Below are 21,518 nucleotides of genomic sequence, written 5' to 3'. Positions count from 1 at the left end.
GATGATCTCGTTGCCTTTATCTCTGCGTCAGTTTCCGCTGTCCACCGGCGGCTCCGCGCAGCACATCAGCCTGCCGAACGGCGCTGTCGAACTGGTCGACCTGACCGCGGAGCCCCGCTTCGGCATCAAGGGACCGGGCAGTTCCGCCTGGCTGGAAGGATGCGGCATCACACTGCCGCCCGTGAACCGGATAAGCGGGCATGGCGACCTGCGCGTGCTGCGGCTCGGCAGCGAGGATTTCCTGGTCGTCGACGGCGAATTGGACGCGCTCACGGCCCGCTGGAACAATACGACCGGTCCGCGCGGCTACTGGTCGTGGCGCGAGGAGGGCTGGGCCTGGATGCGGCTGTCCGGGCCAGCCGTCAACGGCGTCATGGCAAGGCTTTGCGTGCTCGATCTGCGCGCCGGACGATTGCACGAAGACGAGATCGCGCAGACCCGCGTCGCTCAACTCGAAGCAGTCCTTGTGAGGGCCGGGGAGGGATTCGACGTGTTTTTCGACATTGCGGCGACCGCCTTCTTCGTCAGGACGGTCATCCTTGCGGCCAAGCAGGCCGCCGGTGAAAGAACATCAAGGGAGAAGCATCGATGAACACCATCCAGGGCGTGATCGCGCCGATCCTGACGCCTTTCGAGGCCGAGGGCAGAATCGCACGTGATCTCTGGATCGGCCATGCGCGATGGGTGCTTGACCAGGGAGCTCACTTCCTTTCGCCCTTCGGCACCACCGGCGAGGCGCTGTCGCTGTCGCTCGATGAGCGTATGGAGGCGCTCGAATGGTTGGTGGACGCAGGCATTCCGCCGCACAGGATGATGCCCGGCACCGGGGTCACGGCGCTACCGGAAACCGTGGAACTCAGCAGCCATGCCGTTGGTCTTGGCTGCGCCGGCGTGATGGTGCTGCCGTCGTTCTTCTACACCGCCGCGGGCGACGTGGGGCAGGCGCGTTACTATGGCGAACTGATCGAAAAGGTCGCGAGCCCGTCACTGCGGCTGATCCTCTATCACATTCCGCAGAATTCGGGCGTAGCGGTGACGCCGGCGCTGGCTGCCCGGCTGAACAGCGCGTTTCCCGATACGGTCGTGGCTTACAAGGACAGTGCCGGCAACTGGGACAACACGGCAGCGGTGATCGCCGCGGCACCGAACGTCTCGGTGTTCCCGAGCTCCGAGGCACAGTTGACGCAAGGCCTGGCCAGTGGCGCGGCGGGGTGTATCTCCGCATCGGTCAATCTCAACGCGGCGGCGATAAGGGCTGTTTATGACGGCGCGCGCGCCGGCCGGGATGTGAGTGCCGCCGACGCCTCGATCAAGGCGTTCCGGCAGGCAGTGCAGGCCGCCGGGCTGATCGGCGGCATGAAGGCCGCGCTCGCGGCGCGGTCCGGCGATCACCGCTGGCTCAACCTGCGTGCCCCGCATGAAAACACCACGCTCGCGGCCGGCAAGGCGCTCCTTGCCGCCCTTGGCGAAGCGAGTGAGGTCATCCCCGCGCGGCGCAGGGCTTAGAACCATGGCCGGCCACCCGTCGATCATCGTTCACAGCGACAGGCCGGAATCCGCGCTCGCGGTGCTGGCGGAGAGGCATCCTGATCTCCGGGTCACGGCTTGCGACAGCTATGGCGGATTGGCCGACATGATAGCCAGCACCGGCGCGGAGGTCGTCTATTCCGTGCGCTTTTCCGGAACGCCGCTGTTTCCGCGCAGGGCGCTCCTGGAAAGTCCGACCGTGCGATGGGTATCCGTCGGCGGCTCGGGTACCGATCACCTGCTTCCGTGGGATCCGGCCAAGGTCACGGTGACCAACGCGGCTGGGGTCGCTGCCGACATGATGGCCGAATACGCGCTGGGAGCGATGCTGTCCTTCTCGCTGGGCTTTCCGGGCTTTGCCCGCGACCAGCAGGCGCGGCGGTGGAGCGCGGGTAGCGTCGTACCCATCGAAGGGCGCACATTGCTGATCCTCGGCCTTGGCAGGACCGGACAGGCCGTGGCCCGCCGCGCCAAGGCGATGGGCATGGTGACGCTCGGCGCCCGGGCCCGGCCGAGGTCCACCGCGAATGTCGATGAGGTCCACGGCATCAGTGACTTGCCGGCGCTCTGCGCGCGCCGATTTCATCGTTTGCTGCGTGCCGCTCCTGGAGACGACGCGCGGGCTGGTTGATCGACAGGCGTTTGCCGCGATGAAGCCGACCGCTGTTCTGATCGACGTCTCTCGCGGCGGCGTGGTCGAGGAGGCAGCCCTTGTCGAGGCTCTCGAAGCCGGCCGGCTCAGGGGTGCGGCGCTCGATGTCTTCGCCACCGAGCCGCTGCCGGCCGACCATCCCTTGTGGGGCTACGACAACGTGATCATCACTCCGCACTGTTCGTCCGTCTACGACGGTTGGGATGTCAAGTCGGTGCGGATGTTCGCGGATAACCTGGCCCGCTATCGGCGCGGCGAACCGCTGGAAAACGTCGTCGATCCGACGCGTGGCTACTGAAACGAGGGAGGAGTGCGGCAATGACGGCACATGAAAGACGCGGCGGTGGCCGGCGGTCGAAGGCGAGCCGTAGCGGCGGCGGTATCCCGCAACTGCCATGGCAGCACGTGACCAATCCCTATGCACCGATGCAACTGCTGAACGAAGAGCAGATGGACAAGCTGCACCGCACCTCGATGCGCATCCTTTCCGAACTCGGCATCCGCGTGATGGGTGAGAAAGTCCTGGCACTGTTCGAAGCGGCCGGCGCCATCGTCGACCGCAATGAGAACATCGTGCGCATCGATGAGTCCCTGGTGATGGCGGCGGTGAGAACCGCGCCGTCGTCGTTCACCCTCACGTCACGCAATCCGGACAAGCAAATCACGCTGGGCGGCAATTCACTGGTCTTCGGACTGGTCGCTGGCCCACCCAATGTGCACGACCGCATCAACGGACGCCGGCAGGGTAATCTTGCGGACTACGAGAACTTCATCCGCCTGGCCCACCACTTCAACGCCATCCACATCATCGGCAACCAGGTCGTCGCGCCGATGGAACTGCCGGCCAATTCTCGCCATCTGGACACCTACCGCGCCAACCTGACGCTGTCCGACCTGAGTTTCCATTGCTCGGCGATCGGACGCGGCCGCGCCGTTGACAGCATCGCCATGATGGCCATCGCCCGGGGCATCACCGTCGAAGCGATGCGGGCGTCGCCTGGCGTCACCACCATCATTTCGGTCAACTCGCCGCGGCTGTTCGATGAAGCCATGGCGGAGGGGCTGATCGCCATGGCCGAGCATGGCCAACCGATCACCATCACGCCGTTCACGCTGATGGGCGCGATGACGCCGGTCACGCTGGCGGCGGCACTGGCGCAACAGAACGCCGAAGCCTTGTTTGGGGTGACGTTGACGCAGCTCGTCAATCCCGGCACGCCGGTGATGTATGGCGCGTTCACATCGAACGTCGACATGCGCTCTGGAGCGCCGGCCTTTGGCACGCCGGAGAATGCCAAGGCCAACATTGTCGCCGGGCAACTGGCCCGCCGCTATCGGCTGCCTTACCGCACATCGAATGCCAACGCGTCCAATGCCGTTGATCTCCAGGCGGCTTATGAAACGGGAATGGCGACGTGGGGCGCCGTGCTTGGCGGCGCCAACCTGATCTATCACGCGGCTGGCTGGCTGGAGGGCGGCCTCACGGCCTCTTATGAGAAGCTCATCCTCGACGTCGAGATCCTGCAGAACATGATCGAGTTCCTGCGGCCCATGCCCTTCGACGAAGATGACCTCGGCTTCGAGGCGATAAAGGCAGTGCCGACCGGCGGGCATTTCTTCGGCTCCGAGCACACCATGGCGCGCTACGAAACGGCGTTCTATCGCCCGATGCTCTCCAACTGGCAGAACTATGGGAGCTGGCAGGAAGCCGGCGGCCACGATGCGCTCGAGCGCGCGACGCTGCTCTGGCAGCAGGCTTTGCATGACTATGAAGAGCCGGTGATGGACCCAGCCATCCGCGAAGAACTGGAAGCCTATGTCACGCACCGAAAGGAGGAAATCGGCGCTGGCGAACCGTAGAAATATCAAGCGATAACAATGTGAAAGAAGGGGAAATGACATGACAAGTCCACGTATTCTAACCGCGTTACTTGGTTTCGCCTTTGCTGCATCCGCGCACGCTGCCGACGTCAAGGTCGTTAATGCCGACGCCTGGTTCGCCGAGGGGCCGATCTGGTACCAGAACAAGCTGTTCTACGTCGAATATGGCCGCGGCACCGTCACGACCTGGGATGGCAACAAGAATGAGGTGTTCTGGAAACAGGATGGCTGCGGCCCGTCGGCCGTGCTGCCGACGGCCAAAGGCGAATTCGTTGTCACCTGCTACGACAGCAACACGATCGGCCGCATTTCGGCCGACGGCAAGACCTTGCCGCCTTACGACAAGGACTCGGAAGGACATGCCTTCAGCGGCCCGAATGATTTCGCGCCGGACAAGGACGGCGGGATCTATTTCACCGGCTCGGGCAAGGGCGGTCCGCTTATCGACGCATCCGCGTACTACATCGGCAAGGACGGCGGCGTGACCAAGGAAGCGGGCGACCTGCACAACGCCAATGGCCTTGTCATGTCGAACGACGGCAAGATCCTCTATCTGGTCGAGACCGAGGACAACCGCATCATCGAGTTCGATGTCCAGCCGGACCACAGCCTTGCGAACCGCCGGGTGTTCCTGCGCCTCGACGACCTGTTCCCGAACCAGCCGCATATCTGGCCAGACGGCATCAAGATGGACGCGAAGGGCGAAATGTACATAGGGCAGAGCCCGCGCTCGCTCGATGCGCCGGGCAAGATCATCGTGGTCGACAAGGACGCCAAGCTGCTGCGTACGCTCTCTGTGCCGTCGCCATCGATGCCGAATTTCGCCTTTGGCCCCGAGGAAAAGGTGCTTTACGTGATGGCGCTGGACCAGATCGACGCGGCTCCCTGGCACGGCAAGGTCTATGAGGTTCCGAACACTCAGTGATCCCTTGCTGAAGCTGGCGGAGCGCAATGCCAACGTTGCTCTCCGCCGGGTCCGGAGGGGGTCGACGGCAGCGCAATTCGAGCTGGTCGAAGAGCGTCGCAGCCAGCTCAGCCAGCCATCCAGCCGCCATCGACCATCAAATTGACGCCGGTCACATAGGTTGACATGTCGCTGGAGGAAGAGCGCGGCGCCGGCGACATCGTCGGGTTGGCCGAGGCGCGGCCATGGCGTCCTGCGGCGCGAATAGTCAAGCGAATCCGGATCGTTGGCGATGCCTGGCTTGCCTGTGACGATCTTGCCCGGCGCGATGGCGTTGCAGACGACCAGGTCTTCGGCATGGTCGATGGCGATCTGCCGCGTCATCTGGACGATCCCGCCCTTGCTCACTGAATAGGGGAAGTCGCCGGGGCAGGCGACCATGCCGTGCTGGGACGAGATGTTGACGATGCGGCCACGCACGCCGTTGACGGGCTCCTGGCTGAGCATCTGCCCGACGGCGCGTTTGCAACAGTAGAAAAATCCGGTGAGGTTGACGCCGATCACCTTGGCCCACTGCTCAGGCGTGGTTTCCAGCAGGTTGGTCGAGGTATAGATGGCGGCGTTGTTGACCATGACATCGAGCCGGCCGAACCGTTCGATCGTCGCTTTCAGCATTCGGTCGACAGCATTCCAGTCCGCTATGTCGGTCTGGACGTGAAAGGCAGTGCCGCCGGCCTGCTCGATCAGTTCTTTCGTCGTGAGGCCACCCTCGAGCGGCGTCTCGATCGTGTCGGCGATGACCACGCTGGCGCCCTCGACGGCGAAACGCCGGGCGATGGCGCGGCCGATACCGGAGCTTGCACCCGTTACGATGGCGACCTTGCCTGTGAGAAGTCCCATTTTGTGTCAGCGCTCCCGTGTCACGACCAGACCTTTTCCATTGGCCACCAGCCTGCCGTCGCGCATGATCTCCTCGCCTCGAAGCAGGACACGAGTGAGCCTGCCCGGCACTCTCCATCCATCGAATGGCGTGTAGCCGGCTTTCGAGACCTGGTCGGCGTTGTTGATGTCACTGGCCTGGCGTGGATCCACGACCAGGATGTCGGCGTCGTGGCCGGGGGCTATCCGCCCTTTGCGGCGGCCCAGCCCGAACCTTTCGGCCGGGTTCTGGGCGCACATGCGGGCGATGTCGCGAAATCCGATCAGACCCTCATCGACCAGCTTGAGCATCGCTTGCAGAAGCGTTTGCAGCCCCGGCATTCCTCCTGGAATTTCGGCGAAGGTCGCGTAGCGCGCTGCCTTCTCCACCGCCTCGTGCGGCGCATGGTCCGTCGCGATAATGTCGATCTGGCCGGCGGCGAGTGCGTCTCGCAAGGCTGCGACATCGGCCTTGTCGCGCAGCGGGGGCGACCCCTTCAGTCCAGCGCCATGACTTGCATAATCCTGCGCCGTGAAGAACAGATTCTGCGGCGTGGTTTCGACGCTGGCATCGGCCATGCCGCGCAGCCGGCGCCAGGTTTCGACGCCAAGCGCCGAATTGATCTGCCGCACATGGATGCGGGTCCCGGTCGCGGCGCTCGCCAGCAACGCCCGGGAGATGCCGATGGCTTCCGCCAGAACCGGGCGGCTCTCGAGGAAGGCAGTGATGCCGCCGGTCCGGTGGCGTTGAGCGCTGCCCATCAGCAGCGACTGATCGCCGGGCGAGATGCCGACCAGTGTATCCAGCCCGCTGAAACGCTTCAGAGCGTTGACCGCTTCGTCCATCGAGGCAAACAGGAACTGCTGTGGCACGTCGGCGGTGAAAAGTTCGAACGACACCGGCGCCAGCCCATGCAGTGGGGCGATCCGCTCGAGGTCATGGCTGACGACCGCCTGGAAACCGACGTCGACATGGATGCGGCGGCGAGCCAGCGCCATCTTGTCGGAAAGCTGGGCGTCGGTCGCCGTCCACGGATCGTCGGTCGGCATGTCGAGAACCGTTGTCACGCCGCCGAGCGCCGCGGCGTGAGTGCCGGACGAAAAATCCTCCTTGTGCGTGAGGCCCGGTTCGCGCAGGTGAGCGTGCGCATCGACGAGCCCGGGTAGCAGGATGCAGCCGTCGGCTGCGATGACGGTCCGTGCCACTGCCGTTTCGCGGGGATCTAGCAAGGCGGCCACGTGCCCGTCGACGATGCCGACCTGGCCAGCGCTTTGCGTATCGGCGCCGACCACGATCGCGCCGGTGATCAGCGTATCGAATGTTTCAGGCACGGCGTTCGAAACTCTCATGATGGTCAAGCCAGTGACGCGCAATGTCGAGACGGCGCATGAAGGCGACGCCGGGAGTATTGGCGACATGCTCGATCACGTCGCGCAGGCCCGAGGCGCGGTTGGGCTGGCCGGTCCAGCGGCAATGGATGCCGATCGTCAGCATGCGGCCGCCGGTCTCGTCGGCTTCGCCGAGCATGTAATCGATGGCGGAGCGGCAATCCTCGGCGAAGTCACGTGGATTGCTGTAGCCTGGCGAGATCAAATAGCGGCTGTCGTTGAGGGTCTTCGAATAGGGAACGACGAGAATGCGCGTGCCGGCGTGATCGATGAAATAGGGCAGGTCGTCGTTGCACGGGTCGGAATGATAGAGGAAGCCGCCCTCGCGCACGAGCAGGTCACGCGTGTTGACGCTCGGAAACGAGCGGCAGTTCCAGCTTAGCGGGCGCTGGCCGGTGAGCTTCTTGTAGAGCGCGATCGCCTGGTGCAATTCGCGTTCCTCCTGCCCGCGCTCCATCATCGAATAGTCGGCCCAGCGAAGTCCGTGGCCGAGCAGGTCATGACCGCGCGCATTCATCCATTCGACGACGGCTGGATTGCGCTCCAGCGCGACCGCACAGGCCGATACCGTGATCGGAATGCCGTAGCGGTCGAACAGGCGGGCCAGCCGCCACACGCCGGCGCGGCTGCCATATTCGAAATGTGTCTCGGTGCCGAGGTCGCGCACCGGTGGGCTGTTGGGGATGTTGTACTCCCCCCAATTGTCGTTGCGGCCGTCCTCGGTCCATGAGTACTCGGACCCTTCCTCGTAGTTGAGCACCAGGTTGACGGCGACCTTCACGCCGCCCGGCCATGTCATGAAGGGTGGCTTCGGTCCGTAGCCGACGAAGTCGCGGGGCTGATCGTTCGCCTGTGGTGTGGCGGGGGTTTGCGGCATGGCGAATTCCTCTCAGCTCGTCTCGTTTTCGACAATCCAGTCCATGTAGGCGTGGAAGGCTTCCTTGCCCGGCAGTGGCCGCCAGGTGGTATCGCGCTCGATACGGGCAATGTCGTAGGCGCCCCACATGCCGCCCTTCAGCGCCGTGTCCTGGACGATGTTGGCCGCATCGCCCGGACTGGTCTCGGCCCTGAGGCTGGGCACGCGTTCCCGTGCCCAGGCGATAATGTCGCCGATGGTGACGGCCTCGCCGCTGCCGATATTGTAGTGGCGGTAGCGAAGTCCGGGCGCCTCGATCAGCGCGGTGATCGCCCGCGCCACGTCGGTCGAGAGGACATAGTCGCCGACCGGCTCGAGGCTGTTGGGCCGGATCGTCTCGCCGGCAAGCGCCATATGGGCGACACGGTTGGGCACGTGGCGAAAGTTGCGGCTTTCCGTGGCGCGATCCATCGGTCCGTAGACCGACGCCAGCCGCACCGAAACGGCCGAAAGGCCGAACAGGTCGGCGTAGCGGTTGACAACCATTTCCGAAGCGAACTTGGAAATGCCGTAGAGGGTGAGCGGCGCGACATAGCCGTCCTCGGGCAACGGTTCGCCGCTCCAATCGGGCCCTTGATGGCGATAGACCGAGCCTGAGCTGACATAAACGAACCGCCGGATGCCCGGGTGGGCTCGCGCCCATTCCAGCATGCGCACCGTTCCCATCAGATTCACATCGACGATGCGCGCCGGGTCTTCGGCTTCCGGCTGGCGCTTTGCCTCGGATGCGCTGCCGCGCGAGATCGGCGTGATCGTCGCGCCATGCACGATGGCGGTGATTTCTTCGGCGTCGAGCAGCCCCGACCACGCGGATGGGACGAGTATGTCCGCTTGAATGACGCTAAGGCGGTCCCGCACGTCAAAGAAATATCTCTCCGCCGTCGCATCGAGCCCCGAGCGGTCGAGGATTACGGCGCGCGCATTGGGATCGCGATCAAGCCAATGCCGCGCGACGGTGCTCATGACGAAACCGGTGCCACCTGTGACGAGCAGTGTCATGTCGAGAAACCTTGCATTGGGAGGACGGGTTCAACGTGTCGCATAGCCGCCGTCCACGAGCAGGTCGGTTCCGGTGACGAACGAGGCATCGGCGGAGAGCAGGACGCGGCGGCGGCCGCGATCTCATCGGGTTGGGCAATGCGGCCAAGGAGATGCGCGGGGCCAAGTCCGGCATCAGCGGCGTCGAGGTCGGGCCATCGCTGCAGCAGCCGTGCCGTGGCCACGGCGCCGGGTGAGAGGCTGTTGACGCGGATGCCTTGGCCGGCGTGATCGACAGCCATCGCCTTGGCGAGGTGGACCAGCCCGGCCTTGGCCGCGCAATAGGCGACCGCCTTGCCGACAGCGACCCGGGCGAATTGCGAGCCGATGAGGACGATTGACCCACCACCGCCGGCGGCGATCAGCGGCACCGCGAACTTGCTGACCAGGAAGGCGCCTGTCAGGCTGACGTCGATCTCGAGACGCCATTTGTCCGGATCAAGGTCGGTGACGGTTCCATCCGTCGAGGGCGCGGCTGCATTGTGCACCAGCCCGTCAAGCCGCCCGAACTTCTGGCGCGCGACGTTCACGGCCTGCTGGACCGCATCGATCTCCCTCACGTCGCATTGAACGGACAGCGCGTCGGGACCGAGCTCAGCGGCAAGTGTTGCGGCGGCTTCCGCATTCAGGTCCAGGCATGCGACCTTGCCGCCTTCCGACACGCAGCGGCGCGCGATTGCAGCGCCAATGCCGCTCGCGGCTCCGGTGATCAGCACCACCTTGCCGGCCAGCCGCCCAGGAACAGGATTGGGCGCCGGCGTCACGGATCGGCTCCGGTCATGCGCACCACCGCCGTCTTGAGCGGAGGACGCATCAGGTTGACGCACGCGGCGATCGCGACGAGAATGCCTCCTCCGCCCAGCACGAACAGCATTGCCTGCGGAGCCGTGCGCTCCATCAGCCCTGAAGCCAGGCCCGGAGTGAGGATGTTGCCTACCGAGTAGAGCAGCAGCAAGGTCCCGGATGCCGCCACCATGTGCCGGCTGTGAAGCTGGGAGTTGGCGAACGCGATCGCCACCGGATAGACCGTCAGCGCTGTGGCGCCGTAGAGAAAGAACAGAAGAAACAGCAGTGGTTTCGAACTGTTGCCGAGCCACGCGATCGACGCACACAGGGTGACCGAAAGCACGCCCTGGACCAGAAGCATGACGCGCCGGTCGAAACGGTCGGAGAGCCAGCCGACCGGCGTCTGCGCCAGCATTCCGGCAATGCTGATCGTGGTGACCAGGCCGACCGTGGCGGCGGCCGACAGGCCGATCATGGCGCCGTAGAGCGGCGTGAGGACGAAGATGTTCATGTTCGTGATGCCCGCCTGGAAGATGCTGACGACGGTCACCGGCGCGAGGCGGAAAAGCTGCGCGAGACCATAGCGGTCGCTGCGCGGCGACATCGCGGTCGTCATCAGCTCTGGCTGTGGAACGGGCAGGGCCGGCCAGCCGCCAAAGGCGAATTTGCCGAGGAATGCCAGCAATACCGTTGCGGCTCCGATTGTAAAGAGATGCGGCGAGTGCGGGCCGACGGCGGCAAGGAGAAGCTGGCCGAAAAGCACCGCCACGGCCGTCGTCAGCATGTAGATCGAGAAGAGCGTGCCTCGGTTATGCTGCTCGGCGTAAAGGTTGATCCAGCTTTCGCAGACGATGAACATGGACGACATCGCAAGCCCGCCGAGCAGGCGAAAACAGAACCAGGCCGGCATGCGGTCAGTCAGCGTGAAGCCGGACGCGGCGAGCGTCGCGACCAGGGTGATCAGCATGAAGGTACGTTCGTGGCCCAAACGGGAGACGATTGGCCGGCTGAGAAGGCAGCCGATCAGGAACCCGATCGGATAGGCGGTGAGGACCATCTGGACGACATAGGGTTCGACGCCTGGACGGCTGAGCGCAAGCGAGACGGCTGTCGTCAGCATGGCGCTGCCGGTGCCTGCCAGGCAGATACGGATCATGATCGGCAGGATGGCGCGCGAGCGCTCGGCCTGCCGCCAGATGCGTGCTGGAGAAGACAGGAGTGGCCTCATGAACGATCCTGCGCCTCCGGCGCTGCTGAAGTGGCAGGCCGCGCTTGCAGTCCTTCCAACGGGATGTGGCAGGCTATCTCGTGCGTATCGGACATCCGCTGGACAGGCGGCGGGACAGTGTCGCAGATCGCCCCAACTTTGCGATGGCAGCGGCTGGCGAAGCGGCAGCCGGGCGGCACTTCCACGGGGCTCGGTGTCTCGCCGGTCAGTGTGATACGGGTCCGCGCCTCTTCCAGATTGGTGCTGCGGACCGCCGAGATCAGCGCCTGTGTATAAGGATGGTTCGTGCCGCCGAAAATCTCATCGACCGTGCCCCGTTCCATGACCTTGCCGAGATACATGACGACGACCTTGTCGGCGACGTGCCGCACAAGGGCGAGATCATGGCTGATGAACAGCATCGTTGAGCGCTGGTTCTTCTGGATGTCGAGCAGCAGGGTCACGATAGCCGCTTGCACGGAGACGTCGAGTGCCGAGACCGGCTCGTCCGCGATGATCAGCGAGGGATTGGCGGCGAAGGCCCGCGCGATGGCGATGCGCTGCTTCTGGCCACCGGAAAGTTCGTTCGGCTTGCGCCGGGCGAAGTCGGCGGGCAGCCGCACCATTTCGAGGAGTTCGCGCATGCGTGCATCGATCGCCGCACGGCCCTTGCTGATGCCGAATTTCTTGAGCGAGCGGCGAATCGAAAAACCCGCGGAGTGCGACGGGTTGAGCGTCGAATCCGGATTCTGGAATATCATCTGGATCGACTGAAGCAGGTGCCGCGACCGCCGGCTTGCGCCCAACGTGGCGATGTTCTGGCCCGCCACGCGGATTTCGCCGGACGTCGCGCGGTCGAGGCCGGCAACGATGCGCGCGAGCGTCGACTTGCCACAGCCGGATTCGCCGACAAGCGCGACGATCTCAGCCTCGGCCGCCGCGAAGGATACCGCTTCGTTCGCCTTCAAGGTCTTGTGGAAACCGATGTTGTAGAGCTTGCTGACGCCCACCACTTCGATCGCCGCTACCGTCGACGCATCATCGACGGCCCGTGTGGGGAAGGTCGGCCTCGCGCGGGCAACCTCCTGCCATCGCACGCAGCGAACCAGGTGTCTTTCGCCTGCAGTTTCAAGCGGGAGACCGGAATGGTCGTCGCAAATGCCCTTTCGAAAGCTTGCGCAGCGTGGTCCGAACAGGCAGCCTTGCGGGCGTTCCCCTGGCAGGGGAATCTGTCCGGGAATGGCTGCGAGCGTACGCGAATGCTTGCCGGCGCCGATATCCGGAATGCAGTCGATCAGGCCCTGCGTATAGGGATGACGTGGCGATTTGAACAGCTCACGGGTCGGCGCTTCCTCCACCATTTCGCCGGAATACATGATGCCGACGCGGTCGCAGCTTTCGGCGATCAGCCCGAGATTGTGGGAAATGAACAGAAGGCTTGTGCGATAGCGGCGGCGCAGCTCAGCTATGAGGTCGATGACCGCTGCCTCGACGGTGACGTCCAGGCCCGTCGTCGGCTCATCGAGGAGCAGGAGCGCCGGCCGTCCGAGCAGCGCCATCGCGATGACGACCCTTTGCTGCTGTCCGCCAGACAGTTGATGCGGATAGCGCTTCAGCATATCGCCCGGGTCGGGCAGGCGCACGTCCTTCAGCATGGCGGCTGCCATGTCGGTCGCCTCGGCACGAGTCGCCCCGAGATGCAGCATCGGCACTTCGGCGAGCTGCGCGCCGACTGTCTTGACCGGATTGAGCGCGCTCATCGGGTCCTGGTAGACCATGGCGATCCGCCGGCCGCGCATGGCGCGCAGTTTGCGCGCGGATGTCCCGACCAGTTCCTCTCCCTCGAGCCGGATGCTGCCGCCGGCGATCACCCCGGTGGCGCCCAGATAACCCATGATCGCCATGGCCGTTGTGCTTTTGCCGCAGCCGGACTCGCCGACCAGACCATAACTTTCCCCCGGCATGACGCTGAAGGACAGTTTGGGCACGGCGACCACCGTCTCCTGCTTGCCGCGGAATTCGATGCGCAAATCCTGGATGTCGAGCAGCGGCACGCCGTGCCCGGGTTCCATCGCCGCTCTTTCGGGAGCCGTCATCGTCATGGCTTCCAGGCCTCCCGCAGCCCGTCGGCCAGAAGGTTGAAGCCGAGCACCAGGCTGACGATGGCGATGGAAGGCGCCAGCGACATCAGGGGCCACACATTCAGCACCGTGGTGCCTTCCTTGACCATTCCTCCCCAGTCGGGATTGGGCGGCGGCAGGCCGAGGCCGAGAAAGCCCAGTATGCCGATGGTGATGATCGTGTAGCCGATACGCAGGCAGGCATCGACGATCAGCATGTTGCGGCAATTCGGCAAGAGCTCCACCACCATGATGTAGAGCGTGCTTTCGGCGCGCAGTCTGGCCGCGGCGATGTATTCCTGCTCCTTCAGGCCAAGCACCAGGCCGCGCGTGATGCGGCCTATGCCCGGCGCTGAAGCGATCGTCGTGGCGATAACGATGTTGAGTACGGACGGTCCAATGTTGGCAATCAGGATGACGTAGAGAACGAGTACGGGAAAGGCGAGGACGATATCGGAGAAGCGGCTGATCACGGCATCGATCCAGCCGCCATAGTAGCCCGCGAACATCCCCATCGTGATGCCGGCAATCATGGCTACGGCGACCGAAAGCGGTGCCACGACAAGCACGGTTCGGGCTCCGAATATCAGGCGTGAAAGCAAGTCCCGTCCGAGGATGTCGGTGCCCAGCCAATGGGCTGCCGACGGCGTTGGATCGGCCATGGCCATGACGTCCTGCTCGGTTGGCGAATAAAGGGGCAGGATTGGCGCGAGCAGCGCTGCCAGGACCCAGAAGCTTATCAGAAAGAGGCCGACCATCGCGGTACGGGAGCGCAGGATCTGCGTCCACTTCCGGCGCTTCGCGCTTTTGGCAGTCGCGGCCCCTGCGTCCATCACATTCTGCTCGGCCAGTACGCTCATCTCAACCTTATGCGCGGATCGAGCAACATGTAACCAATGTCGCCGATGAATTGGGTGACCACCGCGATGGCGACCGTGATCAGCGTCGCCGCCTCGATCGTCGCGATATCGCCGAACAGGCTTGCGTCGAGGAGAAGCCGGCCGAAGCCGGGATAGGCGAAGACCAGTTCGGTGACGACAACGCCGCTGATCAGAAAATTGATCTGCAGCAGGAGAACGGTGAACGGCGCGATCATTGCGTTGCGCAGCGCGTGGCCGAGCACGACCTGTCGGGTGGTCATGCCTTTCAGGACGGCCGTGCGGATGTAGGGCTTCTCCATCACGCCAATCATCGAGACGCGGATCATGCGCGCGACGTAACCGAAGTCGTAGATGACCAGCACCGCAACGGGCAGCACCAGTTGCGAGGGGATCGACCAGCCGCTTCCAGTGTCAAGCGGGCTGGTGCCCGGCAACACTGGCCACAGGATCACGAAAAGCGTCACCAGGAACACGCCCGAGGCGAATTCCGGGATCGAGGTGAAGGTGATGGAAACGATCGACAGGACGCGGTCGAGCACGCCGCCCTCCTTCAATCCTGAAAAGATGCCGAAGATGATCGAGAGAGGGACTATCAACAGAAATGCCAGGCCGCCAAGAATGGCGGTGTTGCCGAGCCTGTCCCAGATCACGTCGTTGACCGGCAGCTTGTTCAGCGTCGAATAGCCGAAATTTCCAAAATATTGGGCGCCGCGCGAATCCTTGAAATTGAGGCCGGTGTCCGGATCCTGCAGCGGATCGGGGATGACGCCGAGAAGCACCCCTGCCCAGCGGCCATAGCGCACGAGCAGGGGATCATTCGCCTTCAGCTTCCTGGTGAGAAGATCGACCTCCTGCGTCGCGAAGGGACCCAGGGACTTGCGCGCGACGCTGCCGGGCGTGAATTCGCAGACGGCGAAAACCAGGAACGATGCGGCAATCATGGTGAGCAGCATCATCGTAAACCGCTTCGCCAGGAATATCGCCATCAGCCGGCCAGTTCCGATCTTTGCTTGACCAAGGATTCGAGCCCGGCCGCCTCAGGTCGGCCGGGCTGGGGTGGAAGATGTCAGGCCATTGCAACAGCGTAGTTGTGGGCAAAGATGTACTGCGAGGGATGCAGGTCGAAGCCCTTCACCTTCTTGTCCATCACCGTGGAGAAGATGCGCCAGAAAGGCTGCACGATCGGCCCTTCGTCCTGCATGATGGTTTCGATCTTGGCCATCACCTTGCTGCGCTCCTTTGGATCGAGGATTCCCTCGGCCTGGGTGAGCAGCGTGTCGAATTCGGCGTTCGAGAAATGCGATTCATTCCACGCCGCGTTCGAGCGGTACGCAAGGCCAAGCGTCATGATGGCCAGCGGACGGTGACCCCAGGCCGTGAGGCTGAAAGGCGCGTCCGTCCACACTTCCCAATACTGAGCACTCGGCAGCGACTTGATGTTGACCTTGATGCCGATGTCCTTGAATTGCTCAGCCAGCGCCTGGGCGGTGTTGAGCTCCCAGATCGGATCGGGGCGGGTGACCATGTCGTATTCGAAGCCGTCCGGGAACCCGGCATCCGCGAGCAACTTCTTCGCCTTGTCGATGTCCCGGCCGTATTTCGGCAGGGCCGCATATTCAGGATGCGATGGCGCGACGTGGTGATCCTCCGCGGGGGTGCCGGCCCCGAGCAATACGGTCTGGATCACCTTGTCGCGGTCGATGGCGTGGCGCATCGCCTGACGCACGCGCTTGTCCTTGAACTGGTCGACGTCGGGATGCATGCGCGCGACGATCGTCTGGGTCGTTTCAACCTTGTAGACCGCGACGTGCGGAAAGGATTTCATCGAATTGATCTGAACCGCGTCGGCTTCCGAAAGGCCATCGACCTGCTTGGAAGCCATTGCCGCGATGCCGGCGCCCGGGCTGTCGCCAAGGTCGACGAACTCGAAGGTGTCGACATAAGGACCGTCACCCCAATAATCGGTGCGCGCCTTGTATTTCGCGCCCTTGCCGACCGTGTATTCGACGATCTCGAACGGGCCGGTGCCATTGGCGCCAGCGCCGAAGGAGCCGTTTTCCTCCGGGTCGAGTATGAACATCGGATAGTGGAAAAGATGCTCCGCGACCGCGATCTGCGGAGAAGACGTGTTCAGCCGAACCGTATGGTCGTCGACCTTCTCGATGGCTTTCTCCGACCAGAGCCGGCTCGACTTCTTGGGATTGCCCTTGTCGTCCTTTTCGCCGGTCGCGAATTCCTCGACCAGATAGCCGGTGAACAGGCCAAGCATCGAGGAGCCGACCTTGGGATCGCAGACCCGTTTGAGATTCCAGATGACGTCGTCGGCGGTAAGCGAGCGGCCCTTGCGCCACTTCACGTCCTTGCGGATATGCAGCGTCCAGGTCTTCAGGTCATCGCTCACATCCCACTTTTCCAAAAGGTAGGGATGCGTGATGTTGTTTCGGTCGGTGATGGTCAGGTATTCGCAGACCTGACGCACGACGTTCGACTTCTCGGCGAAATCGGCGAGATGCGGGTCCTTGATCTCCATGCAGCGCATGCCAATGCGCAGATTGCCGCCCTTGGGCAGGTTTTCAGCCTTGGCTGACGTCGACGGATCGACCATGCCGGCCATCGCATAGGCGGCGGTGGCCGACATACCGAGGAGCGTCGACCTGCGCAGGAAATCCCTGCGGCTGATAGCCCCCTCGTTCAACTGGCCGAGAAGTGTCGGGATGTAGGGATGCGATTTCTTATCCAAGGTCTTGACCTCCGAGTTGTCGCATTGCGCTTGTTGGGTAAGCCATATTGTCTGCTACATGACGTCGAGTTGCTGTGCGGATACGAGTGTGCCGTCTGCTCGCGCAGAGACGTGCAACAAGGCTTCCTGGTCGCTTGAGCGACGCGATGCGTGCTGTGCGAAACGAAAAGTCTCCGTCTCTTGGCACGGAACTCGCGTTCATTTCGGAGGCTCCCATTGGCGGCGCCGCTGACACGCGGCTGCTCGTTTTCCCCACCGAAAGGCTACACTTCGTTTGTAGGCTCACAAACGAAGATTGACGTGGCTATGACTTCGTTTTTTTTGGCCTTCTATGCCTGCAAAAGCGGCATTTAGCCTCAAACGCAGGCTTTACATGCTTTTGGCGGGCTACCTAGATTGCCCACACTCGAAAAAGCGGGGTCATGGGCTTGGACACAACCAAGCCCATGCGCTCAGAATGCTGCGCATCCGACCCCTCTTTGAAAATGAATCCTGGCTGTCTGCCCAAGGGGACAAACGCGAAATGCGAACACATGCACAGGCTGTAGTGATCGGCGGCGGCCTGATCGGATGTTCGATCCTCTACCACCTTGCGAAACATGGCTGGACGGACGTCGTCTTGTTCGAGCGCGACGAACTGACGTCCGGCTCCACCTGGCACGCGGCGGCCAACATCCACGGCCTGCATGACTCCACCAACATCAGCCGCCTGCAACACTACACGATGGCGCTCTACAAGGAGTTGGAGAAGGAAACCGGCCAGGGCTGCGGCATCTTCCAGCCGGGCTCCCTCTATCTGGCCCAGACAGAAGCGCGCGAGCATCAGCTCAGATTGCAGGAGGCAAAGGCTCGCCGCTACAAGATGAATTTCTATGAAGTCGATCGCGCCGAGGCCGAGAGGCTGCATCCGCTGGTCGACTTCGACGGAATACGCTGCATCATGTACGAGCCGGAGGGCGGCAACGTCGATCCGTCCGGCGTGACCGCCGCCTACGCCGCCGGCGCTCGTCAGCGCGGAGCCGAAATCCATCGGTTCACCGCGGTGACCGGCACCGAGCAGCGGCCGGATGGTAGCTGGACCGTGCGCACGACGAAAGGTGACGTTCACGCCCAATGGGTCGTCAATGCCGCCGGCCTGTGGGCGCGCGAGGTCGGCGCCATGGCGGGGCTTCAGCTTCCGCTGATCCCGACGGAGCATCAGTATTTTGTCACCGAGACCATTCCGGAGATCGCGGCAATGGGCCGGCGATTGCCGTCGGTCGCCGATCGCGACGGCGAATACTATCTGCGTCAGGAGGGTCTTGGCCTGCTGGTCGGCGCTTATGAGCGGGCCATGAAGTTCTGGGCCGAGGACGGCACGCCGCAGGATTTTGGCCACGAGCTGTTCCCCGACGACCTCGAGCGCATCGAGGAGAACATGTTGCGCGCCATCGCTCGCGTGCCGGCGGTCGGCCTGGCTGGTGTCAAGAGGGTCATCAATGGCCCGATGATATGGTCGCCCGACAGCGCGGCGCTGTTCGGCCCAATTCCGGAGCTGCGCAACTACTTCTGCTGCGCCGGCATCATCCCTGGCTTTTCACAATCAGGCGGCCTTGGTCGCCTTGCTGCCGAATGGATGATCGAGGGCGAACCGACACTCGATATGTTCGCCTGGGATCTGGCGCGCTTCGGTGCTTGGGCCGATAAGGCCTTCACCAAGGCACGCGTACAGGACCAATACAGCCACCGCTTCAAGATCCATTTCCCGAACGAAGAGCGCGCCGCCGGGCGGCCGGTGCGCACCCGCCCGGCCTATTCCATGCAAAAGGAAATGGGTGGCGTGTTCGGCCTCAATTTCGGCTGGGAGCATCCGCTGTGGTTTTCGGCCGACGGCGAGCCGCGCGAGGAGACCATCGGGTTTACCCGGCAGAACTGGTGGGCGCCCGTTGGCCGCGAAGCACGCATGCTGCGTGAGAAGGTCGGGATCATCGACATCTCGAATTTTGCGAAATACGAGGTGAAGGGGCCTGGCGCCGAGGCGTGGCTGAACGGCCTGTTCGCAAACAAGATCCCCGTCTCGATAGGCAAGTCGTGCCTGACGCCGCTGATCGGCAGGCGCGGCGGCATTGCTGGCGACTTTACCGTGACGAGGCTCGGCCAGAACGAATTCCGAGTGTTTGGCTCGGGCATGGCGGAACGCTACCATCAGCGTTTCTTCAACATGGTGCCTCTGCCGGAGGGCACCACATTCCGCTCGGTGACAAATGAGCTGTGCGGTTTCAACGTTGCCGGACCAAGCTCACGGGCGGTGCTGCAGCGGCTCACGAACGCCGACCTGACGACGCCATCCTTCCCGTTCATGGCGTCACGCCGCATCACGGTCGCGGGGATAGAGGTCGTTGCCCTGCGTGTGTCCTTCACGGGTGATCTTGGCTGGGAACTTTACTGCGAGGAGAAGGATCAGATTGCGCTCTACATGGCGCTGCTTGACGCAGCCCGCCAGGAAGGCGGCGGTCTGGTCGGCTCGCGCGCGCTCATGTCGCTCAGGGTGGAAAAAGGCTATGGCAGCTGGGGCCGCGAATATTCGCCGGAGTATTGGCCGCAAGAGGTCAAATTCGATCGTCTGATCAAGCTCGACAAGGGCGATTTCCTGAATCGCGACGCCTACATCGAGATCGCCGGCAAGCCGTCGCGAGACGAACTCATCATGATCTCGATCGAGGCCAACAGCGCCGATGCAACCGGCGGCGAGCCGATCTTCCTGCCCGACGGCACGCCGGTGGGACAAGTGACGTCTGGCGCCTACGGATATTCGGTGGGGATGTCCCTGGCGCTTGGCTATGTGAAGGCTGGCATGGCGAAGTCGGGTGACGCCGTCACGGTGGCGATCCTTGGACAGCCGCATAGTGCTGTCCTGCTGGATCGCCCGCCTTTCGATCCGGACGGGACGCGGCTGAGGGCGTAGGTCACGAGGCAACGCTTGCCGGCGGCTGGCGGATGTCGTCACTTGGGGGCAATCGAGGATCGATATCCTATGAGGTCCGGCATGTATGATCTTGTTGTTCGCGGCGGACGGGTCGCGCTCGATGATGGCTGGGCCGAATGCGACATCGGCATCACGGACGGCCGCATTGCCGCGACCGGCAACGGTTTGCAAGGCGCGAAAACGATCGACGCACGCGGCAGATGGGTGATGCCAGGCGGCATTGATACACACTGCCATCTCGATCAGCCCGTCTGGGGCAGTGCCGGAAACGCAGACGATTTCGAATCCGGCTCAGTCTCGGCGGCGTTTGGCGGAACCACCTGCATCGTTCCGTTCGGCATGCCCGGCCCTGGCATGACGACAATCGGAGCAATGGACCGGGCGATGGCCCGCGCGGTGGGAAGATCGATCGTCGACTATAGCCTGCATGGCGTGGTCACCGCTGGCACCGGCGTGGACGTCGACGGGCAACTTCAGCAATTGGCCGGGCGAGGCATCGCGTCGGTAAAGCTGTTCATGACATATGACGGGTTCGCCGTGGACGACGACCTCTTCCTCACCGTTCTTGATGCCGCGCGCAGGCTGGGCTGGGTCGTCATGGTGCATGCCGAGAACGACGCGGCGATCCGGCGGACGCGGCAGAAGCTGATTGACCTCGGACGCACCGAGATGCGCTACCATGCGGTCGCGCACAGCGAGATCATGGAGCGGGAAGCGACGCATCGGGCACTCGCCCTGGCGGAAATGACGGGAACGCGCATGACGATCGTGCATGTCTCCTCGATCCAGTCCGCCGAGGAGGTCGCACGGGCGCGCCTGCGTGGCGTCGAAGTCGCCGCCGAGACCTGTCCGCAATACATCTTTCTCGGCGCGTCGGATCTTGACAAGCCACCACGGGATGCCGCCCGTTTTGTGTTCTCGCCGCCGCCGCGTTCCCCTCGCAGCCAACATCATCTGTGGCAGGCCCTCGCGGATGGCGGCATCGACCTTTGGTCTTCGGACCATTCGCCATATTTCTTCGCCGACAAACTGGGGAAATCCGGCACGCCCGCGTTCAACACCACGTTGAGCGGCATTCCGGGAATCGAGACCAGATTGCCGCTCTTGTTTTCAGAAGGACTGCTTGCCGGACGCCTGACGCTCGGACGTTATCTCGATCTCACCTCGCGCAACGCCGCCGCGATTTATGGCCTTGATCACTGTAAAGGTCGTATTGCCGTCGGGCTCGATGCCGACCTTGTGCTGTGGGATCCTGCTCGGACATGGGAACTTGGCCACGCCGTGCTCCATTCCCGCGTCGACTTCACTCCATATGAGGGCAGAAAAGTGGTTGGAAAGCCCATGACGGTGCTTGTCCGAGGTGTGCCAGTGGTCACCGATGAAGTCCTCAGCACGGGCCCGGGGCACGGGCAGTTCGTGGCACGGCGACCGTCCGATCCAAAGCTTGCCAGGGTCCCGGTCGAGGATACCACGCCATGGCTCGATGCCTGACCATTGCGTTCTTGCCCAGCAGGCTCGCCCACTCAAGCCGTAGCCCGGTTGCCTGGATCTGACCAAGGCTGCGACGCCTCACGACGATGCACCTCGCGCGACG

The 21,518-nt window shown here is 63.4% G+C and carries 17 protein-coding genes and 1 pseudogene; 8 read left to right on the top strand and 10 right to left on the bottom strand.

The features are described from left to right. Position 1 precedes the first annotated feature (1 nt). The 6 genes from LGH82_RS12860 to LGH82_RS12840 are packed head-to-tail and all read left to right on the top strand — an operon-like array spanning position 2 to position 4,985. Entirely contained in the window at positions 2-592 is a 591-nt protein-coding gene (locus tag LGH82_RS12860; protein ID WP_227348827.1) for a hypothetical protein, read from the top strand. After that, complete coding sequence (locus LGH82_RS12855) at positions 589-1,506, top strand: dihydrodipicolinate synthase family protein (RefSeq protein ID WP_227348826.1); 918 nt, start codon at positions 589-591, stop codon at positions 1,504-1,506. Before LGH82_RS12860 ends, LGH82_RS12855 begins: the two co-directional genes overlap by 4 nt. Then, the gene (locus LGH82_RS33305; RefSeq protein WP_264484380.1) at positions 1,475-2,158 is read left to right on the top strand and encodes an NAD(P)-dependent oxidoreductase; all 684 of its coding nucleotides are present in this window, start codon (positions 1,475-1,477) and stop codon (positions 2,156-2,158) included. The genes LGH82_RS12855 and LGH82_RS33305 overlap by 32 nt, the downstream gene beginning before the upstream one ends. Further along, positions 2,055-2,477: an NAD(P)-dependent oxidoreductase gene (locus LGH82_RS33300; protein WP_319799937.1), complete on the top strand. Its 423-nt coding sequence runs from the start codon at positions 2,055-2,057 to the stop codon at positions 2,475-2,477. Before LGH82_RS33305 ends, LGH82_RS33300 begins: the two co-directional genes overlap by 104 nt. A gap of 20 nt (positions 2,478-2,497) precedes the next feature. Continuing rightward, on the top strand, positions 2,498-4,039 hold the full coding sequence (locus LGH82_RS12845; protein ID WP_227348825.1) for a trimethylamine methyltransferase family protein: 1,542 nt from the start codon (positions 2,498-2,500) through the stop codon (positions 4,037-4,039). Positions 4,040-4,079: 40 nt separating this feature from the next. After that, entirely contained in the window at positions 4,080-4,985 is a 906-nt protein-coding gene (locus tag LGH82_RS12840; protein WP_227348824.1) for an SMP-30/gluconolactonase/LRE family protein, read from the top strand. 234 nt (positions 4,986-5,219) lie between these two features. Here the strand turns inward: LGH82_RS12840 and LGH82_RS12835 are convergent. The 10 genes and pseudogenes from LGH82_RS12835 to LGH82_RS12790 form a co-directional block, all read right to left on the bottom strand. Then, positions 5,220-5,864 (bottom strand): annotated as a pseudogene (locus LGH82_RS12835) (SDR family NAD(P)-dependent oxidoreductase); the annotation flags it as partial. A gap of 6 nt (positions 5,865-5,870) precedes the next feature. Next, positions 5,871-7,232: a dihydroorotase gene (locus tag LGH82_RS12830; RefSeq protein ID WP_227348823.1), complete on the bottom strand. Its 1,362-nt coding sequence runs from the start codon at positions 7,230-7,232 to the stop codon at positions 5,871-5,873. Then, a complete protein-coding gene (locus tag LGH82_RS12825) occupies positions 7,207-8,148 on the bottom strand; it encodes an allantoinase PuuE (protein ID WP_227348822.1) in 942 nt (313 codons plus the stop codon). Before LGH82_RS12825 ends, LGH82_RS12830 begins: the two co-directional genes overlap by 26 nt. 12 nt (positions 8,149-8,160) lie before the next feature. Then, positions 8,161-9,186: an NAD-dependent epimerase/dehydratase family protein gene (locus tag LGH82_RS12820; RefSeq protein ID WP_227348821.1), complete on the bottom strand. Its 1,026-nt coding sequence runs from the start codon at positions 9,184-9,186 to the stop codon at positions 8,161-8,163. Next, complete coding sequence (locus tag LGH82_RS12815; RefSeq protein WP_227348820.1) at positions 9,183-9,989, bottom strand: SDR family NAD(P)-dependent oxidoreductase; 807 nt, start codon at positions 9,987-9,989, stop codon at positions 9,183-9,185. Before LGH82_RS12815 ends, LGH82_RS12820 begins: the two co-directional genes overlap by 4 nt. After that, on the bottom strand, positions 9,986-11,239 hold the full coding sequence (locus LGH82_RS12810; protein ID WP_227348819.1) for an MFS transporter: 1,254 nt from the start codon (positions 11,237-11,239) through the stop codon (positions 9,986-9,988). The genes LGH82_RS12815 and LGH82_RS12810 overlap by 4 nt, the downstream gene beginning before the upstream one ends. Then, a complete protein-coding gene (locus tag LGH82_RS12805; protein ID WP_227348818.1) occupies positions 11,236-13,320 on the bottom strand; it encodes an ABC transporter ATP-binding protein in 2,085 nt (694 codons plus the stop codon). Before LGH82_RS12805 ends, LGH82_RS12810 begins: the two co-directional genes overlap by 4 nt. Next, positions 13,317-14,198 carry an ABC transporter permease gene (locus LGH82_RS12800; RefSeq protein ID WP_227348817.1) on the bottom strand — a complete coding sequence of 294 codons (882 nt, stop codon included), beginning with the start codon at positions 14,196-14,198 and terminating at the stop codon, positions 13,317-13,319. The genes LGH82_RS12805 and LGH82_RS12800 overlap by 4 nt, the downstream gene beginning before the upstream one ends. Continuing rightward, entirely contained in the window at positions 14,195-15,205 is a 1,011-nt protein-coding gene (locus tag LGH82_RS12795; protein WP_227348816.1) for an ABC transporter permease, read from the bottom strand. The genes LGH82_RS12800 and LGH82_RS12795 overlap by 4 nt, the downstream gene beginning before the upstream one ends. Before the next feature lie 80 nt (positions 15,206-15,285). Next, a complete protein-coding gene (locus LGH82_RS12790; protein ID WP_227348815.1) occupies positions 15,286-16,959 on the bottom strand; it encodes an ABC transporter substrate-binding protein in 1,674 nt (557 codons plus the stop codon). 523 nt (positions 16,960-17,482) lie between these two features. Here LGH82_RS12790 and LGH82_RS12785 point away from each other — a divergent pair. Both LGH82_RS12785 and hydA read left to right on the top strand, forming a co-directional pair. After that, a complete protein-coding gene (locus tag LGH82_RS12785; RefSeq protein ID WP_227348814.1) occupies positions 17,483-19,903 on the top strand; it encodes a GcvT family protein in 2,421 nt (806 codons plus the stop codon). Positions 19,904-19,984: 81 nt separating this feature from the next. After that, entirely contained in the window at positions 19,985-21,415 is a 1,431-nt protein-coding gene (gene hydA, locus LGH82_RS12780) for a dihydropyrimidinase (protein WP_227348813.1), read from the top strand. The last annotated feature ends 103 nt before the right edge of the window (positions 21,416-21,518 follow it).

It is taken from the genome of Mesorhizobium sp. PAMC28654 (assembly GCF_020616515.1).
Taxonomy (GTDB): Bacteria; Pseudomonadota; Alphaproteobacteria; order Rhizobiales; family Rhizobiaceae; genus Mesorhizobium.
The sequence above is the reverse complement of the archived record's forward strand: the minus strand, read 5'-3'. Positions and strand labels throughout refer to the sequence as shown.

Coding starts and splice junctions, on each gene's coding strand:
- LGH82_RS12860 (WP_227348827.1), top strand. CDS start 2: ATGATCTCGTTGCCTTTATCTCTGCGTCAGTTTCCGCTGTCCACCGGC.
- LGH82_RS12855 (WP_227348826.1), top strand. CDS start 589: ATGAACACCATCCAGGGCGTGATCGCGCCGATCCTGACGCCTTTCGAG.
- LGH82_RS33300 (WP_319799937.1), top strand. CDS start 2,055: ATGTCGATGAGGTCCACGGCATCAGTGACTTGCCGGCGCTCTGCGCGC.
- LGH82_RS12845 (WP_227348825.1), top strand. CDS start 2,498: ATGACGGCACATGAAAGACGCGGCGGTGGCCGGCGGTCGAAGGCGAGC.
- LGH82_RS12840 (WP_227348824.1), top strand. CDS start 4,080: ATGACAAGTCCACGTATTCTAACCGCGTTACTTGGTTTCGCCTTTGCT.
- LGH82_RS12830 (WP_227348823.1), bottom strand. CDS start 7,232: ATGAGAGTTTCGAACGCCGTGCCTGAAACATTCGATACGCTGATCACC.
- LGH82_RS12825 (WP_227348822.1), bottom strand. CDS start 8,148: ATGCCGCAAACCCCCGCCACACCACAGGCGAACGATCAGCCCCGCGAC.
- LGH82_RS12820 (WP_227348821.1), bottom strand. CDS start 9,186: ATGACACTGCTCGTCACAGGTGGCACCGGTTTCGTCATGAGCACCGTC.
- LGH82_RS12810 (WP_227348819.1), bottom strand. CDS start 11,239: ATGAGGCCACTCCTGTCTTCTCCAGCACGCATCTGGCGGCAGGCCGAG.
- LGH82_RS12805 (WP_227348818.1), bottom strand. CDS start 13,320: ATGACGATGACGGCTCCCGAAAGAGCGGCGATGGAACCCGGGCACGGC.
- LGH82_RS12800 (WP_227348817.1), bottom strand. CDS start 14,198: ATGAGCGTACTGGCCGAGCAGAATGTGATGGACGCAGGGGCCGCGACT.
- LGH82_RS12795 (WP_227348816.1), bottom strand. CDS start 15,205: ATGGCGATATTCCTGGCGAAGCGGTTTACGATGATGCTGCTCACCATG.
- LGH82_RS12785 (WP_227348814.1), top strand. CDS start 17,483: ATGCGAACACATGCACAGGCTGTAGTGATCGGCGGCGGCCTGATCGGA.
- hydA (WP_227348813.1), top strand. CDS start 19,985: ATGTATGATCTTGTTGTTCGCGGCGGACGGGTCGCGCTCGATGATGGC.